Below are 19,673 nucleotides of genomic sequence, written 5' to 3'. Positions count from 1 at the left end.
GGTGAGTCGGGACCTAAGGCGAGGCCGAGAGGCGTAGTCGATGGACAACGGGTTGATATTCCCGTACCCGCGAAAGAGCGACCCTGACGAACCTCGTTGTGCTAACCACCCGAACCGGTGGAGGTCTTCGGACCGATACTGGGGAGCGTGGGAACCTGACGGGTAGTAGTCAAGCGATGGGGTGACGCAGGAAGGTAGCTGAGCCCGGCCGGTGGTTGTGCCGGGGTAAGCGTGTAGGCCGGCGTGTAGGCAAATCCGCACGCCATGAAGGCTGAGACGTGATGCCGAGCCGATTCAGGTGAAGTCAGTGATCCTATGCTGCCGAGAAAAGCCTCTAGCGAGTTCTTAGCGGCCCGTACCCCAAACCGACACAGGTGGTCAGGTAGAGAATACCGAGGCGATCGGGCGAACTGTGGTTAAGGAACTCGGCAAATTGCCCCCGTAACTTAGGGAGAAGGGGGGCCGGAGACGTGAAGCCCCACGCGGGTGGAGCGTTGTATGGCCGCAGAGAGCAGGGGGAAGCGACTGTTTACTAAAAACACAGGTCCATGCGAAGAAGTAATTCGATGTATATGGACTGACGCCTGCCCGGTGCTGGAACGTTAAGGGGACCTGTTAGCTCTTCGGGGCGAAGCGGAGAACTTAAGCGCCAGTAAACGGCGGTGGTAACTATAACCATCCTAAGGTAGCGAAATTCCTTGTCGGGTAAGTTCCGACCTGCACGAATGGCGTAACGACTTCCCCACTGTCTCAACCACAGGCCCGGCGAAATTGCATTACGAGTAAAGATGCTCGTTACGCGCGGCAGGACGGAAAGACCCCGGGACCTTTACTATAGCTTGACATTGGTATCCGAATTAGCTTGTGTAGGATAGGTGGGAGCCGGTGAAGCTCATACGCCAGTATGGGTGGAGGCAATCTTGAAATACCACTCTGGTTGATTTGGGTATCTAACTTCGGACCGTTATCCGGTTCAGGGACAGTGTCTGGTGGGTAGTTTAACTGGGGCGGTTGCCTCCTAAAGGGTAACGGAGGCGCCCAAAGGTTCCCTCAGCCTGGTTGGCAATCAGGTGTTGAGTGCAAGTGCACAAGGGAGCTTGACTGTGAGACTGACAGGTCGAGCAGGGACGAAAGTCGGGACTAGTGATCCGGCACTGGCATGTGGAAGCGGTGTCGCTCAACGGATAAAAGGTACCCCGGGGATAACAGGCTGATCTTCCCCAAGAGTCCATATCGACGGGATGGTTTGGCACCTCGATGTCGGCTCGTCGCATCCTGGGGCTGTAGCAGGTCCCAAGGGTTGGGCTGTTCGCCCATTAAAGCGGTACGCGAGCTGGGTTTAGAACGTCGTGAGACAGTTCGGTCCCTATCCGCCGTGCGCGTAGGATACTTGAGAAGGGCTGTCCCTAGTACGAGAGGACCGGGACGGACGAACCTCTGGTGTGCCAGTTGTCCCGCCAGGGGCACGGCTGGTTAGCTACGTTCGGAAGGGATAACCGCTGAAAGCATCTAAGCGGGAAGCTCGCTTCAAGATGAGGTATCCCACCCACTTTTGTGGGGTAAGGCCCCCAGCTAGACGACTGGGTTGATAGGCCGGAAATGTAAGCCCGGTAACGGGTTCAGTTGACCGGTACTAATAGGCCGAGGACTTGACTACGAAGCTGCTACGCGTCCACTGTGCAACTCCCGACAAACGAACAACACCCCCAGTGGATTTGCTGGTTGGTTGGTTGTTTGACATGTCGATAGAGTTACGGCGGTCATGGCGGAGGGGAAACGCCCGGTAACATTCCGAACCCGGAAGCTAAGCCCTCCAGCGCCGATGGTACTGCACTCGGGAGGGTGTGGGAGAGTAGGACACCGCCGGACAATCTTTCCAGATGAGGTCACCCTTCGGGGTGGCCTCATCTGCGTTTCCGGCCCTTTTCCTGAGTCCGCGCGACCGCGGCCGGCGGCCTTTCCGGGAATCCGCCCGAAGGGCCGGGCCCGTCTCGTACCGTCGGTGCGGGACCGCCCGCGACGGCTCCCCCGCCCCCGTGGTGGAAACGGGACGTGGCGTACGCCTCGTCCGCGATCGGCGTGGACCGGTCGGGGTACCTGCTGTTGGTTCGGCCGGAACTGACCGCCAGGCGTTGGCGGAGGCAGGAGTGGTCATGAAGATCGGAATTGTCGGCTCGGGGCACATCGGTGGCACCCTCACCCGTCGGCTCACCGCGCTGGGGCACGAGGTGACCGTGACCAACTCGCGGGGTCCGCAGAGCCTCACCGGACTCGCCGCGGAGACCGGCGCGGCGGCCGGCACCCTCGACGAGACGGTGCAGGGGGCGGAGCTGGTCGTCGTCGCCGTTCCGGTGAAGGCCGTGCCCGACCTGCCGGCGGCGCTGTTCGACGGGAAGGTGGTCGTCGACGCCGACAACTACTACCCCGAACGGGACGGGGACATCGCCGAACTGCTCGACCGGAGTCTCAGCTCCAGCCGCTGGACGGCGGAGCACCTGAAGGGCGCCCGGGTGGTGAAGGCGTTCAACACCATCCAGGCGCCGCACCTGATGGACAACGGCCGGCCGGCGGGCTCGCCCGACCGGATTGCCCTGCCGGTGGCCGGCGACGACGCCCAGGCCAAGCAGGTGGTGATGGAGCTGGTGGAGGAGTTGGGCTTCGACCCGGTGGACGGCGGCACGCTGGACGAGAGCTGGCGGCAGCAGCCCGACACCCCGGTCTACGGCGCCGACCGCGACGCGGACGGCGTACGCCAAGGGCTCGCCCAGGCGCGTCCCTGAGGTCCTACCACGAAGAAAGCCCCGCCGGCGACGGAGCCGGCGGGGCTTTGGCGTGCCTGACCTCGACGGGCGTCAGGCGGGGGGCTTCGGGCCGCAGATGAAGCGGGGCTCGGCCTGGTACGTCCAGCTGAACTTCTCCCGCTTGATCACCTTGCCGTCCTTCGTGATGACCCGGTAGGCGTCCTGGGCGAACCCCTCGCTGCCCGCGGCTTCGATGCAGTCGGGGCCGGCCTCCAGGTGGACCGTCTTCGGCTGGGTGATGTTCCGGCGAGGGCCGTACTCCGTCTTGACGCTGTCGTAGATCTTCGTGCTCCAGATCGACACGGTGATCGTGCTGGAGGTGTACGAGGTGTCGATCAGGACCCCGTGCGGGCTGTTGTTGCGGAACTTGAAGTCCAGAGCGGGGTAGTAGATCGTCGACTCGATCACCGCGGGGTACCGGCTGAAGTAGAACGAGTGTGGCTTGTGCTCGACGTCCTCGAGCCCGGCGTAGTACGTCGCGTTGAACAGGGTCGTGGTGAACTGCGAGACACCGCCGCCGACCCCGGGAACGAGCTTGCCGTCGACGATCGTCGGCGCGTCCTGGTAGCCCTGGTCGTAGCCGCGCTCGCCGGTGTGCCCGTTGAGCGAGAACGTCTCGCCCGGCTTCACGATCGTGCCGTCGACGTCCTTGGCGGCCTGCACGATGTTCTGGCTGCGCGGCGAGGAGAGGCCGCCCGGGAACCGGGTGGTGAAGGTGGAGACCCGCTCCTTGATGCGCAGCTCGGCCAGCTTCGCCTCGGTCAGCTCCGGCTCGGCCGGCTTCAGCTGCGCGGTGACCGTCCGCCCGTCCGCCTTCGGCAGGACGGCGAGCAGGTCCCGGCTGAGCGCCTCGGTGTCCAGCTGCTGGCCGGCCCGACCGGGCACCACCTTGGGCTTGCCGCCGGAGATGGTCAGCCCGGCGTCCTTCGGCGCCACCTCGATCTTCGCGAGCCGCTCCCCGAGTGCGGTACGCAGCCGCTTCACGTCCACCCGCGGGGCCAGCTTCCCCGCCTCGTCGGCGGAGAAGCGCAGGCTGCGGGCGATCGCGCTCGGCGGGATGCTGAGGGATCCCTTCGCGGTGGTCAGGGTGACCGCGGCGGCGACGGCCGGCTTCGCCAGCTCGTCGACCAGCCGGTCCACCTCCTCGCGGGAGGTCTCCGGGTGCTTCTCCACCAGCGGGATGGCGGCCGGGCGGTCGCCGAGCCAGGCCGTCTTGACCACCTCCGCGGAGCGTGGCGGGTCGAGGGTCAGGCTCGGCTTCGGGTAGACCGGCTTCGGCGTGGTGCCGGTGAAGATGATCGCCGGCATGGTCATCTCCCGGCCCTGGCTCCCCACCACCCCCCGGAGCGCGGCGTCGAGCCGGTCGACGTCGACGGTCACCACCGGGTCGATCGAGCGGGACCCGACGAGGCGGCTGACCGGGTGCGCGTCGGCCTCGGCCGCCGCCGCCACGGTGGCCTCCACGTCCACCGCCAGGCCGACGTCGGCCGGCTTGATCTCGGTGGTCTTCTCCCCCACCGTGACCCGGACCGGGGCGCTCAGCTCCGCCGAGCGGCGCTCCAACGCAGCCCGCAGCTCGCGGGCCGCGTCCGTCCGGCTGCGGCCGCCGAGTTCGGCGCCCAGCACGGTGGTGCCGCGGGGGACGTCCCCGGCGTACGCGTAGGCGCCGCGCCCGCCACGGCGGCCAGCACGGCCGCGGTCACCCCGCCGGCGAGCAGGAGTCGCCCGCGCCGCGGGCGGGAGCCGGCGGACGGAGTCGCCGGTCCCGGCTCGTCGCCCGGCCAGCTCACCGCGGTGACCTGCACCGTCGGCCGGTCGTCGGCGGTGGGGGTTTTTCGCCGTACAGCGTCACAGCTACCTCGATCGGAAGTACCACGTGGGGAGCGCTTCCCCCACCCGGAAGACAACTACGGTAACCAACGTTCGACCCGGCCGGCAGTGTCCCACCCGGGCATCTCCCATGGCCGCGTGTCGGCCGGCCGGCGCAGGGTGTCGCGATGGTCACCCACCACCGGTCCCCACCCGCCCGGCGGGCCGTGGGACGGTGTCCGGGTGCGGACCGACGATCGGATCATGGCGTACGGCGGTGGGTGGCTGGATCGGGCGGGGGAGCTGCGGGCGGACCCGGACTGGATCGCCCGCAGGTTGGCCGACCGGGCGAGCGTGGTGCTGCCGCTCTGGCAGGACCGCTGCCTGGTGGGGCCGGATCGGACGCCGGTCCGGCGCGGCGTCGCCGACGCCGCCGAGCTGCTCGCCGCCGCCGACGAGACGGTCTTCCTCGGCCTGGACGCCGGCGCGGCGGTCTTCGCCGTGGACCTGTCCGCCCGCGCCGAACGGGAGGCGCGGGAGCTGGCGGGGGCGACCGAGGCGGTGGACGTCCGGGCCCTCGTGGGCGGGCTGGGACCGGCCGAGGCGGCGATCCAGGCGTACGCCCGGGGACTGCTGCACTGGCACCGGGGGCAGCGGTACTGCGGCGCCTGCGGGGCGCACACGGTCGCCGGGAACGGCGGTCACACCCGCTCCTGCTCCGGATCCGGCTGCGGCAAACTCCTGTTTCCCCGGATCGAGCCGGCGATCATCGTGCTGGTCGAAGCGCCCGGTGAGCCGGACCGTTGCCTGCTGGCCCGGCACCGGGGCGCGTCGGAGGACTCGTGGTCGACGCTGGCCGGCTTCGTCGAGGTGGGCGAGAGCCTCGAGGACGCGGTCCGCCGGGAGATGGCCGAGGAGGCCGGGGTGACCGTGGCCGACCTGGCGTACCAGGGCTCGCAGGCGTGGCCCTTCCCGGCCGGGCTGATGGTGGGCTTCCGGGCCACCGCCGCCTCGACCGAGGTGCGGGTGGACGGCGAGGAGCTGCTGGAGGCGCGCTGGTTCACCCGGGACGAGCTGCGGGACCGGGTGGCGCGGGGGCGGCGGCTGGGCCGGGTGGACTCGATCGACCGCCACCTGCTCGGCGGCTGGCTGGCCGCCGGCGACTGAGCACCGGGACCCGCGCGGTCAGCGCCGGGGTCGGAGGGCCAGCCAGGTCATCACGGCGGCGGTCAGCGCGGCGGTGGTCAGCGCACAGCCGAGGACCCCCTCGACCGTACGCGGGGCGACCAGCAGGGCCGCCCCGGCCAGCCCCACGGTGGCAGCCCAGAGCGGTGCCGCGGGGAACCGGGCGCCGCTGGCCACCCGGTCGTTGACCAGCATGAAGACGACCGCGTACAACGCGCCGGTGGCGGCGAAGAGCGGGGCCTCGCCGGCCAGGTGCAGGTAGTCGGCGCCGCCGGCCAGCCGGAACGCCAGCTCCCCGCCGAACGCGGCGGCGGCCACCAGCACCGACCCGCAGGCGAGGATGACCGCCAGGCCCAGCGCCCGGGCCCGCCGGTCGCCCCGGGCCAGCCGGGGCAGCACCAGCAGCGTCACCACCTGCGGCGCCCAGAGCGCGCCCTTGGTCAGCACCGCACCGACCGCGTACGCCCCGGAGCCGGCCGCCGGCAGCAGTTGGCGGGCCAGGATCAGGTCGGCGTACGAGATGGTGAGCATCGCCAGCGTGGCCGCGCACGCGGTCATCACGTCCCCGGGTCGCAGCTCGCGCTGCCCGGGCGTGGCGACGGGCGCCGGCCGGCCGCCGGCGGCCAGGCGGGCCAGCAGCGGCAGTGCGAGGAGACCGGTGACCGCGGTGAGCGCCAGCGCGGTGACCGCGTCCCCGCCCAGCGCCAGCCCGACGACCAGGCCGCCGTACCGGCCGGCGGCGAGCACCGTCATCGCTGCGGAGAGCCGGAGGAACCGCTGGTCACCCTGGAGTTCGCCGAGCCACCGGCCGGCCAGCACGGTGGCGAAGGTGGTCGCCGCGAGCAGCAGGGTCAGCGCCAGCGGCAGCCGCAGCAGCACGGTCAGCAGCGGCGCCGCCGCGACCGTGACCGCCGCGGTGACGGCGGCGGTGAGCAGCGCCAACCGGCCGGTGGCGGTGGGACCGCGCCGGGCCCGGTGGACCGCCACGGCGATCTGCAACCCGAAGCCCGGCACGGCCGCGATGGCGCCGAGGGCGAGCACCGTGGCCAGCGCGCCGAGGTCGGCCGGGACCAGCTGCCGGGCGCCGAGCACCGGCACCAGGTAGGCCAGTGCGTTGGTCAGGGTGGTGGCCACGGTGACCGCCGCGCCGGCCGCACCCAACCGGGTGGTGCCCGCCTTGCCGCCGCCGGCCCGCGCGGTCCCGGGCCGCCCGGCCGCCCCGTCGTGGACCGTCCGGCCGTCGTTCAGGGCCGGCCTGTCGCCCAGCGCCGGCCTGTCGCCCAGCGCCGGCCTGTCGTGCGCCGCCGTTGCGTCGTCGACGGTGGTGCGGTCGTCCGCCGTCACTGGCGGGCGGTGAGAGTGCCGACGGTGACCTCGTTCGTGCAGAGCGTCACGCCGGGCCCGTGCAGGACGAGGTCTACCGCGTCCCCGCCGCCGGTGATCTCGAAGAAGACCTGGTGCAGGCCGCGCTGGACGCGGAACTCCCGAACGCCGTCGCCGAGGCGCAGGGTGGCAGTCGCGTCGGCCGAGGCGAGGTAGCCGACCCGGACCACCCAGGCCCAGTCGATCCGGCTCCCGTTGAGCGGCATCCGTACGATCTGCCGGTCGGTCAGCTTGTAGCCGCAGCCCTCCTCCGGCCCGGGCCGGACCGATGGCCCGTCCACACCGAGGGCCGCGATCCGGCCGGAGTCGTCGAAGACCGACGGGTTCTCCGCCTCGGTGACGAAGACCGGCGGGTCGGGGAGGGCCCGGAAGAACCGGGACTGCTGGTTGTACGGCGCGGACAGGTTGAGCACCACGTCGTCCGGGACCTTCCGGTCGAAGAAGACGGTGCCGGGCGGGGCGCCGGCGAGCTCGGCGCGGGCCGTCTCCAGATAGGTGCGACTGGTGCTGGTCGCCCACTCGTCGCTGTACCGGGCGGTGGTCCAGGCGGTGCCGAGCCCGGCCGCGACCAGCACGGCGGCGAGCGCCGCCGCCACCGGCTCACGGTTGCGGGCCAGCACGTCCGGCATCCGGTCCAGGTCCGACGCGTCGGCCCGGGGACCGACGTTCGCGACGGCCCGCTGGGTGTCTCCGGGCCGGACCGCCGGGGTGGACGGCGGCGGACCGGCGGCGGCCGGGATCGCGGTGGCGATGGGACCGGGGGGCGCCTCGTCATGATCCATATCGGCGTGGATGACGCCCCGCCGCGGTGCGGCCGGCACCGCCGCCCGGGGCACCTCGACCACGGCCTCCTCGGGCGTGACCTTCTGCCGGGCCCCGGCGACCGGCTCCCGTGCCGGGTCGTCCGGCGTGGCCGGCTCGTCGTCCGCCTTCCGCCCTGGGGTCGGCGGTACCGCCCCGGTCGCCGGGGCCGCGGCCGGCGCGGCCAGCCCGAGCAGGGCGACGCCGACGCAGAGCGCGGCCACCACGGCCACGTCGCTGACGTAGCGGGGCACCGCGCCGGCCACGTCGCTGAAGACCGAGCCGAGCCGGGTCGCGGCCAGCAGCGCCGACACCACCAGCAGGTACGTCCCCAGCAGCACCCAGGCCCGCGCGGCGATCCGGCGCAGCCGCAGGGTGACCACGATCAGGGCGACCAGGGCCGTCCACGCCAGCCAGCGCCCCAGCTCCGGCGGCGCGGCCACCGGCGCGCCGTCGCCCGCGCCGAGCCAGCGCCACGGCCCGCCGAAGAGCCCGGGCACCAGGGTCGACCCGAGCAGCTGTTCGAGGAACGAGAGCACCTCGAAGATGGAGTTCGGCTGGCGCAGCGAGGACACGGACCGGGACAGGTAGGCGGCGAGGAAGCCGAGCGAGATGGCGGCGAGCACGGCCCACGACGCCCACCAGCGGCGCAGCGTGGTCACCACCGCGCGTATCGGGCCGCCGCCGGCGAACAGGCACGCGGTGAAGAGGAAGACCAGCGGTACGACCAGCAGCGTCTTCTCGAAGAAGAGCAGGCCGAGCAGGACGGACAGCGCCAGGGAGACCAGGTGCCGCCGGCGCCCGGTGCGGACGTACTTCAACTGGGCGCCCAGGGCGAGCACCATGGCCAACTGCATAGCCAGCATGTTGGCCCCGACCGCCCACCAGGAGGTCGCCTCCAGGGTCAGCGGGCTGAACAGGAACATGCCGAGCGGAACCAGCAGCAGCCAGCCCGGCCGCAGCAGCGCCCGCAGCAGCCGGTGGAAGGTCACCGCGATCAGGGCCTGCCCGACGATCATCAGCAGCAGGTAGGGCCAGTACGCGTACCCGAGCGCGTGGGTGACCAACCAGGTGAGCAGCCGCGCCGCAGGCATGAAGTGGTTGTTGTAGAGGGTGAACAGGAAGCCCGGCGTGAGGTCCGACCCGGCGGACTGGGCGACGAGCACCCAGTCGTCGGCGGCGAGGAAGCCGCGGGAGGCGAGCTGCGCCCGCCAGGCGAGGCTGAACAGGATCATCGCGACGCCGACCGCGCGGACCGGGTCGGCGCGGACCCAGCTGCCGATCCATCCGCCCTCGTCGCGTGGCGTCGTCGCCTCGGGTCCGGTCAATGCCATGGCGGGAAGACTGCCACACCGGTCACCGGGCGTCCCATCAGGTCAACGGGTGGTTCAGGGGACACCTGGGCCCGGCCGGCGCCGCGTACAGTGGCCGCCGGACCAGGGTGGCGCGGGTCGCGCCCGGCGGGCGGGGTGAGGTCGACGGATGCGCGAACGGCTGGTGCCGCACGGCGTGGCCGCCGCCGTGACGGCGGTGGTGCTCGCGCCGCTGGCGCTACCCGGGTACGTGCTCCGCTACGACATGGTCTTCGTGCCTCGTCAGGCGTTGAGCTGGGACGTGATCGCCCCGGCCTCGGCGCTGCCCCGGGCCGTCCCGCAGGACGCCGTGGTCGCGCTCGCCACCCAACTGGTGCCGGGCTGGCTGCTGCAACGGCTGGTGCTGGTGGCGATTCTCTGGCTGGCCGCGCTCGGCGCGCCCGGTTGGTGCCGACCGACCGGACCGCCGTGCGGGTGGTGGCCGCGCTCGGGTACGCCTGGACGCCGTACCTCGCCGAGCGGCTGCTGATCGGGCAGTGGGGCCTGCTGTTGGCGTACGCGATGCTGCCCTGGCTGGTGGCGGCGGCGCTCGACGTGCGGGCGGGCCGGCCCGGGGCGCTGCCCCGGCTGCTGCTCGCGGCCGCCGTCGCCGCGATCACCCCGACCGGCGGGGTGCTCGCCCTGGCGGCGGTGGCGGTGCTGCTGCCGGCCGGTACCCGGGCGCCGGTCGTCGGGCGGGCACCGCGCTGGCGGCGACGGTCCTGCTCAACGCGCCCTGGCTGGTCGCCGGGGCGGGCAGCGCCACCGGTGGCCGTTCCGATCCGGCCGGGGTGGCCGCCTTCGCCGCCCGCGCCGAGAACTGGGCCGGGCCGCTGGTCGCGCTCGCCGGCACCGGCGGGATCTGGAACGGGCTGACCGTCCCGGTGTCTCGGCAGGCCGGGGTGGTGCCGCTGGCCACCGCGCTGCTGCTGCTCCTCGCCGGGTACGGCGTGCCGCTGCTGCGCCGGCGGTGGCCGGCCGGCTCGGCCGGCCGGCTGGGCCTGCTGGCGGCCGGGTCGTGGCTGGTCGCGGCGCTCGGCGTGCTCCCCGGTGGAGCCGCCCTGCTCGGCTGGCTGGTCGACACGGTCCCCGGCGCCGGGCTGATCCGCGACGGGCAGAAGCTGCTGGTGCCGTACGCGCTGGCCCTCGCGGTGGCCGGGGCGCTCGGCGCGGAACGGCTGGCCGACCGGCTCGCCACCCGGTTCGACGCGACCACCGGGCGGGTGTTGCTGGTCGGCGCCGCGCTGCTGCCGGTGGCCGTCCTGCCCGACCTGGCCTTCGGGGCGATCGGCCGGTTGCGGCCCGTCGACTACCCCGCCGACTGGGCGGTGGTGGCGCGGCAGGTGGCCGACCGTCCGGGCGAGGTGATCTCCCTGCCGTTCCAGGAGTACCAGCGGTACGCCTGGAACCGCGGGCAGGTGGTGATCGACCCGGCGCCCCGGTACCTGTCGACGCCGGTGCTGATCGACGACACCCTGCGCGTCGGCGACCTCGCCGTCGGCGGGGAGGATCCCCGGGCCGCCCGGGTCCGGGCCTTGCTCACCGCCGGCCGGCCGCTGGCCGGGACGGGAGTGCGCTGGGTGCTGGTGCAGCGGGCGTTCGGCCCGCCGGTGCCGGCATCGTCGCTGGTCGGACTGCGTCTGGCGCACGCCGGACCGGAGTTGGCCCTCTACGAGAACCCGGACTGGACGGCTCCGGCGGCGACGAACGGTCCCGGCCGGGTCGGACTGGTCCACCTGTTGGCCGGAACGGTGGTGTTGACCATCGGTTTTTCGGCCGCTGCGCGGGGGTTGCGACGCGTGGTAGCGTCCCGGCACGCGAGTCCCGCGGAAGGAGAAGGTGGATGAGGAACCTGCCCGCGTTCGTCGCCGTCGGGGTACTCGGGGTCGTGCTCGGCCTGCTCGGCAGCGTCGGTCTGGCGAATGCGCTCAGCCCGTCCGCCAACGAGGTCGCCAACACCAGCAAGGTGAGTGAGCAGAGCTCCGATACCACCCTGTACGGCACCCGCTGACCAGCGCCGACCGGGGCGTCCGCCGATGCGGGCGCCCCGGTCGCGTGTCCGCCTACCGAGCGGCGGTGAGCCCGGCGACCAGCTGCGCGAAGCGCGCACCGGTCGTCGCCCAGGTGAACCGGCCCGCGTGCGCCAGCGCCGCCTCGCCCATCGCCTTGCGCCGCACGTCGTCGGCGAGCAGTTCCCGGACCCGCTCGGTGAACTCCCGCTCGTCGTCCACCAGCAGCCCGGTCTGGGTGTCGACCATCGCCTCGGCGACGCCGCCCGCGTAGCGGAACGCGATCGTCGGGGTGCTCCGGGCGGCGGCCTCGACGATGGTCAGCCCCCAGCCCTCCTTGAGCGATGGGGTGAGGGCCAGCCAGCAGGAGGAGAGCAGTTCGTGCTTCTCCTCCTCGCTGATGAAGCCGGTGAACCGTACCCGGTCGGCGATGCCGAGCGAGTCGCTGAGCTCCCGCAGCGGCTGCTCCCACCAGCCCTGCCCGGCCACCACCAGCTCCAGGTCCGGCAGCTCCCCGCTCAGCTCGGCCACCGTACGCAGGGCGATCTCGACCCGCTTGTGCGGAACCAGCCGACCCAGCACCAGCACCGACGGGTGGGTCGTCCGGGGCAGTGGGGCGCCGGTCACCGGCGGGGTGCCGTTGGGCACCACGTCGATCCGCTCGCGGTCCACGCCCAGCTCGGCCAGCTCGGCCCGGCTCGCCTCGGAGACCGTGACGTAGCGGCAGCGTCGGTAGAGCCGGACCGCCAGCCGGGACTCGATCCACCAGCCGAGCCGGCACATGACCGGGCCGAAGACCACCGGCCACTGCTCCCGGTGCACGTGGTGCACCAGGGCGAGCACCGGGCGGCGGGCGTAGAGCGGCGCGAAGAAGGGCACCCCGTTGCACACGTCGACGACCAGGTCGGGCCGGCCGAGGCGACGCCGGGCCAGCGGGCCCAGGCCGAACCGGCCGGCGAGGTAGGTGAGCGCGGCGCGGGCGTAGACGGTGTGCCGGGAGCCGCGGCGCAGCACCCGCGTGCCGTCGGCGTTGGTCTCCTCCGCCGCGCCCCGCCCGTGGGCGGCGCAGAGCAGGGTCACCCGGTGACCGGCGGCGACCAGTTCGGCGGCGATCCGCTCGATGTAGACCTCGGAGCCACCGCCCTCGGGGTTGCTCGTGTCGCGCCAGTTGAGGAACAGCACGTGGCGAGCGGTGGTGCTGCCGGACCTGTCCACGCTGCTCCTACCGATCAGTAAGCGGCACGATCGCGCCACCCTAGGGCGGCGGGGCCCGCGTACGCAATGGGTCTTGTCGGCAGCGACGATCGGATAACAGCTCGTCGACCGGGGGTTTGCCGGGGACCCGAAAGCTTGGCAGGGTGTGTCAGCGCGGAACCGTGCGCCGCCGGTGGCGAAACCGGTCAGGCCGTTCCGCAATACCCGTGACCTGCGGCCGGCGCCTGCCGGCTCGGCGAGATGGCGAGGAGGTGGCCGGTCGTGGTGCCCGACGTCCCGGCGCGGATCCTCGCCCGTCGTTCCCCGGTGGTGCTGCTCAGCGCGGCCCTCGCGCTGCTGCTGATCGGCTGGGGCGGATTCGTCTGGCTGCGCGACGAGCGCAGCACGCCGGAGTGCCTCCAGCGGGTACGCCTGCGGGTGGCCGCCGCCCCGGTGGTCGCCCCGGCGGTGGACCGGATCGCCCGCGCCACCGTCGGCCGGCAGCCGTGCGTGGCGCTGGTGGTGCAGGCGCGGGAGTCCGACGAGGTCGCCGCCGAGCTGGCCAACGGCGCCGACGTGGCGGACGCCTGGCTGCCGGAGTCCACGTTCTGGCTGCGCCGGGCCCGCTCCACCGGGGCGTTCGAGGTGCCCGGGCAGGGCACCTCGGTGGCGAGGACTCCGGTGGTGCTGGCGGTGACCGAGCCGGTGGCCCGCCGGTCGGGCTGGCCGGCCCGGCCGCTGACCTGGCGGCCGCTGGTCGGCCCGAAGGCGGACGCGGCGAAGGTGGGGCTGCCCGATCCGGCCGTCGATCCGGCCGGGGTCGGGGCGCTGCTCGGCGTCCGGGCGCTGGCCGCCGGGGAGCGCGACCCGGGCGGCGTGGTGGCGGCGACGCTGCGCAAGCTGGCCGGTCGGACCTTCAGCCCCGCCGACAGCACGACCACGCTGCCCCCGGACGCCGGGCTGCCCGGCCGCTCGGACGCGGTCGCCACCACCGAGCAGGCGGTGCTCGAACACAACGCGCTGACCGGCGCGGACAAGCTGGTCGCCGCGTACCCGGAGGTCGCCGTCCCCGATCTCGACCTGCCGTACGTGGTGCTGCCCGGCACTCCCGACGCGGTCCGCGACGCGGCGGCCGGCTTCCTCACCGACCTGCTCACCACCGGGTCCCGGGACGTGCTGACCGGGTACGGCTTCCGCACCGCCGCCGGTTACCCGCCGGCGATGCCGCGCGACCGTCGGCTCAGCCCGGACCACCGCAACCCGGTGCCGCTGCCCGCCGAGGAGACCGTCACCGAGATGCTGACCGGGTGGAGCGGCGTGCAGCGCAGCGCCCGGATCCTCACCGTGCTGGACATCTCCGGTTCGATGGCCGTCCGGGTGCCCGGCGGTGGCACCCGGCTCGACGCCACCCTCGCCGCCGCCCGGGAGGGGGCCGGGCTGCTGCTGGACAACAGCGAGCTGGGCGTCTGGGTCTTCGCCACCAAGGTCGACGGGGATCGGGACTACCGGGAGATCCTGCCGGTCCGGCCGCTGCGTGCCCAGCGGGCCGCGCTGGACCGGCGGCTGGGCGAGGTGAAGGTCAAGCCGAACGGCGGCACCGGCCTGTACGACACCACGCTGGCCGCGTACCGGGACGCCCGGCGGCACTGGACCCCGGGCCGGATCAACCTGGTGCTGGTGATGACCGACGGCCGGAACGAGGACGCCGAGAGCATCGGACGGACGAAGTTCCTCGCCGAGCTCAAGGCCCTCCAGGACCCGCGCCGGCCGCTGCCGATCCTCTTCGTCGGCCTCGGTCCGGACGTCGACCCCGAGGAGCTGAACGCGATCGCGAAGGTGACCGGCGGTCAGGTGTTCCGCACCGACCAGCCGAAGGGTATGCGGCAGATCTTCTTCTCCGCGCTGGCCGCGCTGAGCTGCCTGCCGCCGGAGTGCCGGCGGTGACCACGGTGCCGTCGCGTGGCGTGGCGCGGGTGCTCCGGCCGGTCCGCGAGGCCCCGGCCACCGCGCTCTGCCTGCTGCTGCTCACCGCCGTCTCGTTCGCCCAGCGGCCCGGCCAGGTCACCTTCGACACCAAGCTCGACCTGGCGGCGAACCCGGTGCACTTCCTGGCCCGGGCGCTGCACCTGTGGAACCCGGAGGCCACCTCCGGCGAGCTGCAGAACCAGGCGTACGGCTACCTCTTCCCGATGGGGCCGTTCTTCGCGGTCGGGCAGCTGCTCGGCGTACCGCCGTGGATCACCCAGCGGCTCTGGTGCGCGCTGCTCTTCTGCGCCGCCTTCTACGGCCTGCTGCTGCTGGCCCGGACGATGCGCATCGGCACCGAACCGACCCGGTACGCGGCCGCGCTCGGCTACGCGCTCGCGCCCCGGATGCTCACCGAGATCGGCGCGCTCTCCTCGGAGGTCCTCTCCGCCGCGCTGCTGCCCTGGGTGCTGCTGCCCCTGGTCCGGGTGCACCGGATCGGCTCGCCGCGCCGGGCCGCCGCGCTCTCCGCGCTGGCCGTGCTCGGCATGGGCGGGATCAACGCGGCCGTGGTGCTGCTCGCCCTGGTGCTGCCCGGGGTGTGGCTGCTCACCCGGCGGTGGGACGCCGCCCACCTGCGGCTGGTCGGCTGGTGGTGCCTGTGCGTGGTCGGGGTCTGCCTCTGGTGGATCGTGCCGCTGCTGCTGCTCGGCGAGTACAGCCTGCCCTTCCTGAACTACATCGAGTCGTCCACCACGACCACCGCCGTCGCCTCGCTCTTCCAGGCGGTACGCGGCACCAACCAGTGGGTGGCGTACATCGTCCAGGGCGACCCGTGGTGGCCGGCGGGCTGGCTGCTGATCGACCACCCGGTGCTGATGGCGCTCACCGCGGTGGTGGCGCTGGTCGGGCTGGCCGGGCTGGCCGGCAACCTGCTGCCCGAGCGCCGCTTCCTGGTGCTCGGCTTCCTGGCCGGGCTGACCCTGCTCACGATGGGTTACGTCGGCAGCCTGGACAGCCCGCTCTCCGAGCAGGTCCGCGACCTGCTGGACGGCCCGCTGGCGCCGTTCCGCAACGTGCACAAGCTGGAGCCGGTGCTGCGGCTGCCACTGATGCTGGGCTTCGCCCACGGCGTGGACGCCTGGGCCACCCGGCTGCACACCGCCGCCCGCCGGCGCCGTCCCGGGCTGCGGCTGCGCCCGCTGGTGTTCGTACCGGTGTTCCTGCTGGTGGTCGGCGCGGCCGCGCCCGCCTGGACGGGGCTGCTGCGCCCCGGGCCCGGCTGGTCGGACCTGCCGCCGCACTGGCGGGCCGCCGCCACCTGGCTGGCCGACCGGGACGCCCTGGCCCGCACCCTGGTGGTGCCCGGCTCCGGCTTCGGCCAGTACGACTGGGGACGGACGGTCGACGAACCGTTGCAGTCGTTGGCCGGAGCGCCCTGGGCGGTGCGGCACCAGATCCCGCTCGGCTCGGCCGGCAACACCCGGATGATGGACACCGTCGAGACGGTGCTGTCCGGCGGGCGGGGCTCGGCCGGGCTGGCCGACTTCCTGGCCCGCTCGGGCTTCCGCCATCTGCTGCTCCGCAACGACATCGACCGGACCCAGGTGGACGCCCCGCCGGTGGCGGTGCTGCGCCGGGCGCTGAACGGGTCGCCCGGGATCGCGCGGGTGGCCACCTTCGGCACGACCGGCGCGGTCGGCCGGACGCCCGGCAGCCCGGTGGACGACGGCGACGGCCCGTTGCCGGCCATCGAGGTGTACGAGGTCCAGCGATCCGTGCCGGCGGCTTCCGCGGTGCTCACCGCCGACGTGCCCACGATCAGCGGCGGCCCCGAGTCGCTGCTGCCCCTGCTCGAACAGGGCATGGTCCGCCAGGACCAGCCGGTAGTGCTCGCCGGCGACCGGCCCGACACCGGGTCCGAGGCGGCCGACGGGCGGTGGATCGTCACCGACGGGCTGCGCCGGCGGGAACGGGACATCGGCCGGGTCCGGGACAACCTCAGCCAGACGCTGACCGCGACCGAGGCGGGACGGCAGGGGCGGGTCGCCCTCGACCTGCTGCCGTTCTCCGGCCAGAAACACCAGACGGTCGCGACGTATCAGGGGATCCGCGACGTGACCGCCTCCACGGCGGCCAGCTTCGTGGACAACCTGGCCGCCGCCGACCCGTCGCACCTGCCGTTCGCCGCCGTGGACGGCGACGCCGGCACCTCCTGGCACTCCGCGCCGCTCACCGGGCCGGTGGGGCAGTGGCTCCAGTTGGACCTGGACACCCCACGTCAGGTGGAGCAGGTCTCGCTGTCCTTCGTCGACGACCTCGGGGTCGGTTGGCCGGTCACCCGGTTCCGGATCAGCACCGACCGGGGTTCGGTCGACCACGACGTCGCCGCCGGGCTGGGCGCCCAGACGTACTACACCCTGCCGGGGGTCACCAGCACGATCCGGGTCACCGTGCTCGGGGTGGCCGGCGGCCGGCTCGACGGCGGGGTGGGCATCCGGGAGCTCGGGGTTTCGGGCACGACGCCCCACCGGGCCCTGCGCGTTCCCACCGACCTGCCCGCCCTCACCGGCCCGGTCTCCTGGTCGTTCAGTCGGGGTTCGGCCGGCCGGCCCGCGTGCTTCCCGGCGGCCGCCCCCGGCTCCGACGCCGTCCCGTCCGCCGACGCCGACCCGGCCACGGGCTCCGGCTCCACGACGGCCGGCCCGGGGATCCGGACGGCGGGCACCGTCATCCGGTGCGACCGCTTCCTGGCCCGGGTCGGCGAGGAGCCGCTCGGCGTGGACCGGCTGTTCCGCAGCGCGGCGCCGGGCCCGTACCGGTTGACGGTCACCGCCGTGGCCCGCCCCGGGGGTGTGCTGGCCCTCGCCGGGGCGCGGGTCACCGCGGACGCCTCGTCGTACCTGGCCGGGGACGCGTCGGTGGCGCCGTGGGCGGCCGTCGACGGCGATCCCGGCACCGCCTGGCTCGCCGACACCGGTGATCTGCGTCCGACGATCACCTTGAGCTGGCACGGGAAGCGCCGGATCGACCAGTTGCGGCTGCACCCGGCCGACCTGCCCGTGGGCTCCCGGCCCGAGCGGGTCGAGGTGCGCGCGGGCGGCCGGGTCCAGCTGGTGCCGGTCGGCGCCGACGGTCTGGTCCGCCTGGCCGCAGTGCACACCGACCGACTCGAGATCAGCGTGCGGGAGGTCGTCGACCGGGTGGCGGACCGGCGCAGCAACGGCTGGACCGCGACCGTCGGCATCGCCGAGGTCGAGGTCCCGGGCCTGCACGGCCTGCTGCGGCCGCTGCCCGCGCACACCCGGATCGCCGCGCCGTGCGGTGCCGGCCCCGCCGTCGAACTCGACGGCTTCCGGTACGAAACGGCGGTCACCGGCACCCTGCGCGACGCCGTCGCCGGCACGCCGATGGCGGTGACCCTGTGCGGGGAGGCGGGCGCGGTGGTGGACCTGCCGGCCGGCGGGCACCGCCTGGCCACCTCCCCGTCGCGCGGCTTCCTGGCGCAGGACGTCACGCTGCGCCCGGCCGGGGCCGCGGCCGCCACACCCCGGCACCGGGACGTCTCGGTGTTGGACTGGGCACCGGCCGACCGCCGGCTGAGGGTGGGCGCCGGGGAGGGCGCGCTGCTCGTCGTACCGGAGAACGCGAACGCCGGTTGGACGGCCACGATGGACGGACGGACCCTGCCGACCACCCGGGTCGACGGGTGGCAGCAGGCGTGGGTGCTGCCGGCGGGTGCCGGCGGCGAGGTGCGCCTGAGGTTCGCCCCGGACCGCGCCTACCGTGGCGGGCTGGCCGCCGGCGCGCTGAGCGTGCTCGTCGTGCTGCTGTTGGCCGCCTGGCCGGTGCGCCGGAGGGCCGCGGACGGGAGCCAGGTACCGGCCGAGGGCGCACCCTGGCTGATCGGCACGTTGCTGGTGGTGCTGCTCGCCGCGCTGGGCGGGGTGCTGCCGGTGGCGATCGTGCTCGCCGCGATGCTGCTGCGCCAGCTTGCCCGTCGCGCGCTGCCGGTGGTGGTCTTCGGCGGCCTGACCCTGGCCACGGTCACCGCGGTGGCGGGCCGGCTGCGGGGCCAGGGCCAGGAGTGGGCGTACGGCACGTGGGTGCAGGCGGCGATGCTGGTGGCGATCGGCGCGGTGGTGGCGGCGGTGGTGCCGGTCCCCGGCGCGCCGTCGACCCAGGACGCCGGCCCGCCCCTGGATGACGCCGGCGGGCCGGTCGGAGATGCTGCGCCGGCGCGGGTGACCGCCCCGGGGATCGGCGACCCGCCGGTCGCCGGTGAGGACGAGGACGGGACGGTAGTGCGATGACGGCTGAGCAGGGACGGGCGGCCCGCCGCCGGTTCGCCACCCTGGGTCGTTCGGTGACCCTGTTCCGGGCGTTCCTGGTCGAGCAGACCGATCCCGACCGCTTCTACGGTCTGCTGGCCGACGACTCGGTACGACAGGTCTCCGGCTACACCCGGCTGACCGGGCGGACAGTGCTCGACGTGGGCGGTGGCCCGGGCTACTTCGCGCAGGCGTTCCGCGCGGGCGGCGCGCACTATGTCGGTCTCGACCCGGACGTCGGCGACTTCTCCGCAGCCGGGTCCGCCGCCGGCATGCTGCGCGGCAGCGGCACCGCGCTGCCGGTGCGCACCGGCAGCGTCGACGTCTGCTTCTCGTCCAACGTGCTGGAACACGTCTCCGAGCCGCACCGGATGCTGGACGAGATGGCGCGGGTGACCCGGCCGGGCGGCATCCTCTTCGTCTCGTTCACCCCGTGGTTGTCCCCCTGGGGCGGGCACGAGACCGCGCCCTGGCACTACCTGGGCGGGGACCGGGCCCGGCGGCGCTACGAGCGGCGGATGGGGCGTCCGCCGAAGAACCGCTTCCGGGAGACCCTCTTCCCCGTCTCCATCTCCGACGCGCTGCGCTGGACCCGGGGCAACGCGGACGTCGAGGTCCTCGACGCCCTGCCCCGCTATCACCCCTGGTGGGGCCGCTGGATCGTGCGGGTCCCCGGAGCGCGCGAGATCGGCTCGTGGAACTTCCTGCTCGTGCTCCGGCGTACCGGCGGGGAGCCGGACGGGCTCGGGCAGGCGGCCGTCGGTACCGGCGAATCACCGGCTGCGGCGGGAAAAGTAGGGCTGACCGGGGGTCGCGTCGCGATGTGACCAGGTAGTAACCTCG

General features: G+C 73.4%; 9 protein-coding genes, 2 rRNA genes and 2 pseudogenes. 9 read left to right on the top strand and 4 right to left on the bottom strand.

Translation table 11 applies throughout. From position 1 onward, the window contains the following. From JNW87_RS08570 to JNW87_RS08560, 3 genes are all read left to right on the top strand, one after another. Positions 1 to 1,657 (top strand): 23S ribosomal RNA (locus JNW87_RS08570); the annotation flags it as partial. Between the two features lie 95 nt (positions 1,658 to 1,752). Further along, positions 1,753 to 1,869, top strand: a 5S ribosomal RNA gene (rrf, locus tag JNW87_RS08565). A 284-nt stretch (positions 1,870 to 2,153) separates the two neighbouring features. Continuing rightward, positions 2,154 to 2,780, top strand: coding sequence for an NADPH-dependent F420 reductase (locus JNW87_RS08560; protein WP_238453454.1), 627 nt, complete (start codon positions 2,154 to 2,156; stop codon positions 2,778 to 2,780). Positions 2,781 to 2,852: 72 nt separating this feature from the next. Here the strand turns inward: JNW87_RS08560 and JNW87_RS08555 are convergent. Continuing rightward, positions 2,853 to 4,653, bottom strand: a pseudogene (locus JNW87_RS08555) (VanW family protein). A gap of 200 nt (positions 4,654 to 4,853) precedes the next feature. Between JNW87_RS08555 and nudC the strand changes: the two are divergent. Next, positions 4,854 to 5,777 (top strand): NAD(+) diphosphatase, encoded by a 924-nt coding sequence (gene nudC, locus JNW87_RS08550; protein WP_238453453.1) that lies wholly within the window; start codon positions 4,854 to 4,856, stop codon positions 5,775 to 5,777. An 18-nt stretch (positions 5,778 to 5,795) separates the two neighbouring features. On the opposite strand, the gene JNW87_RS08545 is transcribed toward nudC, so the two are convergent. Beyond that, positions 5,796 to 7,139, bottom strand: coding sequence for a polysaccharide biosynthesis protein (locus tag JNW87_RS08545; protein WP_238453452.1), 1,344 nt, complete (start codon positions 7,137 to 7,139; stop codon positions 5,796 to 5,798). Then, on the bottom strand, positions 7,136 to 9,313 hold the full coding sequence (locus JNW87_RS08540; RefSeq protein WP_238453451.1) for a hypothetical protein: 2,178 nt from the start codon (positions 9,311 to 9,313) through the stop codon (positions 7,136 to 7,138). The genes JNW87_RS08545 and JNW87_RS08540 overlap by 4 nt, the downstream gene beginning before the upstream one ends. 148 nt (positions 9,314 to 9,461) lie before the next feature. Between JNW87_RS08540 and JNW87_RS40500 the strand changes: the two are divergent. Together JNW87_RS40500 and JNW87_RS08520 are read left to right on the top strand one after the other, a co-directional pair. Continuing rightward, positions 9,462 to 11,178 (top strand): annotated as a pseudogene (locus JNW87_RS40500) (hypothetical protein). Then, positions 11,175 to 11,342: a hypothetical protein gene (locus JNW87_RS08520; RefSeq protein WP_161557964.1), complete on the top strand. Its 168-nt coding sequence runs from the start codon at positions 11,175 to 11,177 to the stop codon at positions 11,340 to 11,342. The pseudogene JNW87_RS40500 and the gene JNW87_RS08520 overlap by 4 nt, the downstream one beginning before the upstream one ends. 52 nt (positions 11,343 to 11,394) lie before the next feature. On the opposite strand, the gene JNW87_RS08515 is transcribed toward JNW87_RS08520, so the two are convergent. Beyond that, the gene (locus tag JNW87_RS08515) at positions 11,395 to 12,555 is read right to left on the bottom strand and encodes a glycosyltransferase family 4 protein (RefSeq protein ID WP_109804387.1); all 1,161 of its coding nucleotides are present in this window, start codon (positions 12,553 to 12,555) and stop codon (positions 11,395 to 11,397) included. Between the two features lie 261 nt (positions 12,556 to 12,816). Between JNW87_RS08515 and JNW87_RS08510 the strand changes: the two genes are divergently transcribed. The 3 genes from JNW87_RS08510 to JNW87_RS08500 are packed head-to-tail and all read left to right on the top strand — an operon-like array spanning position 12,817 to position 19,657. Beyond that, positions 12,817 to 14,478 carry a substrate-binding and VWA domain-containing protein gene (locus JNW87_RS08510; RefSeq protein ID WP_238453447.1) on the top strand — a complete coding sequence of 554 codons (1,662 nt, stop codon included), beginning with the start codon at positions 12,817 to 12,819 and terminating at the stop codon, positions 14,476 to 14,478. Then, on the top strand, positions 14,475 to 18,812 hold the full coding sequence (locus JNW87_RS08505; protein ID WP_238453446.1) for an alpha-(1->3)-arabinofuranosyltransferase: 4,338 nt from the start codon (positions 14,475 to 14,477) through the stop codon (positions 18,810 to 18,812). Before JNW87_RS08510 ends, JNW87_RS08505 begins: the two co-directional genes overlap by 4 nt. Further along, positions 18,809 to 19,657: a bifunctional 2-polyprenyl-6-hydroxyphenol methylase/3-demethylubiquinol 3-O-methyltransferase UbiG gene (locus JNW87_RS08500; protein WP_109804390.1), complete on the top strand. Its 849-nt coding sequence runs from the start codon at positions 18,809 to 18,811 to the stop codon at positions 19,655 to 19,657. The genes JNW87_RS08505 and JNW87_RS08500 overlap by 4 nt, the downstream gene beginning before the upstream one ends. Positions 19,658 to 19,673 lie beyond the last annotated feature (16 nt).

This window comes from Micromonospora sp. ATA51, assembly GCF_016802855.1.
GTDB lineage: Bacteria > Actinomycetota > Actinomycetes > Mycobacteriales > Micromonosporaceae > Micromonospora > Micromonospora sicca.
This window is presented reverse-complemented; position numbering and strand designations above follow the sequence as displayed.

Excerpts from the sequence above, each read along its gene's own strand:
- JNW87_RS08520 (WP_161557964.1), top strand. The coding sequence starts at position 11,175 with ATGAGGAACCTGCCCGCGTTCGTCGCCGTCGGGGTACTCGGGGTCGTG.
- JNW87_RS08560 (WP_238453454.1), top strand. The coding sequence starts at position 2,154 with ATGAAGATCGGAATTGTCGGCTCGGGGCACATCGGTGGCACCCTCACC.
- JNW87_RS08540 (WP_238453451.1), bottom strand. The coding sequence starts at position 9,313 with ATGGCATTGACCGGACCCGAGGCGACGACGCCACGCGACGAGGGCGGA.
- JNW87_RS08500 (WP_109804390.1), top strand. The coding sequence starts at position 18,809 with ATGACGGCTGAGCAGGGACGGGCGGCCCGCCGCCGGTTCGCCACCCTG.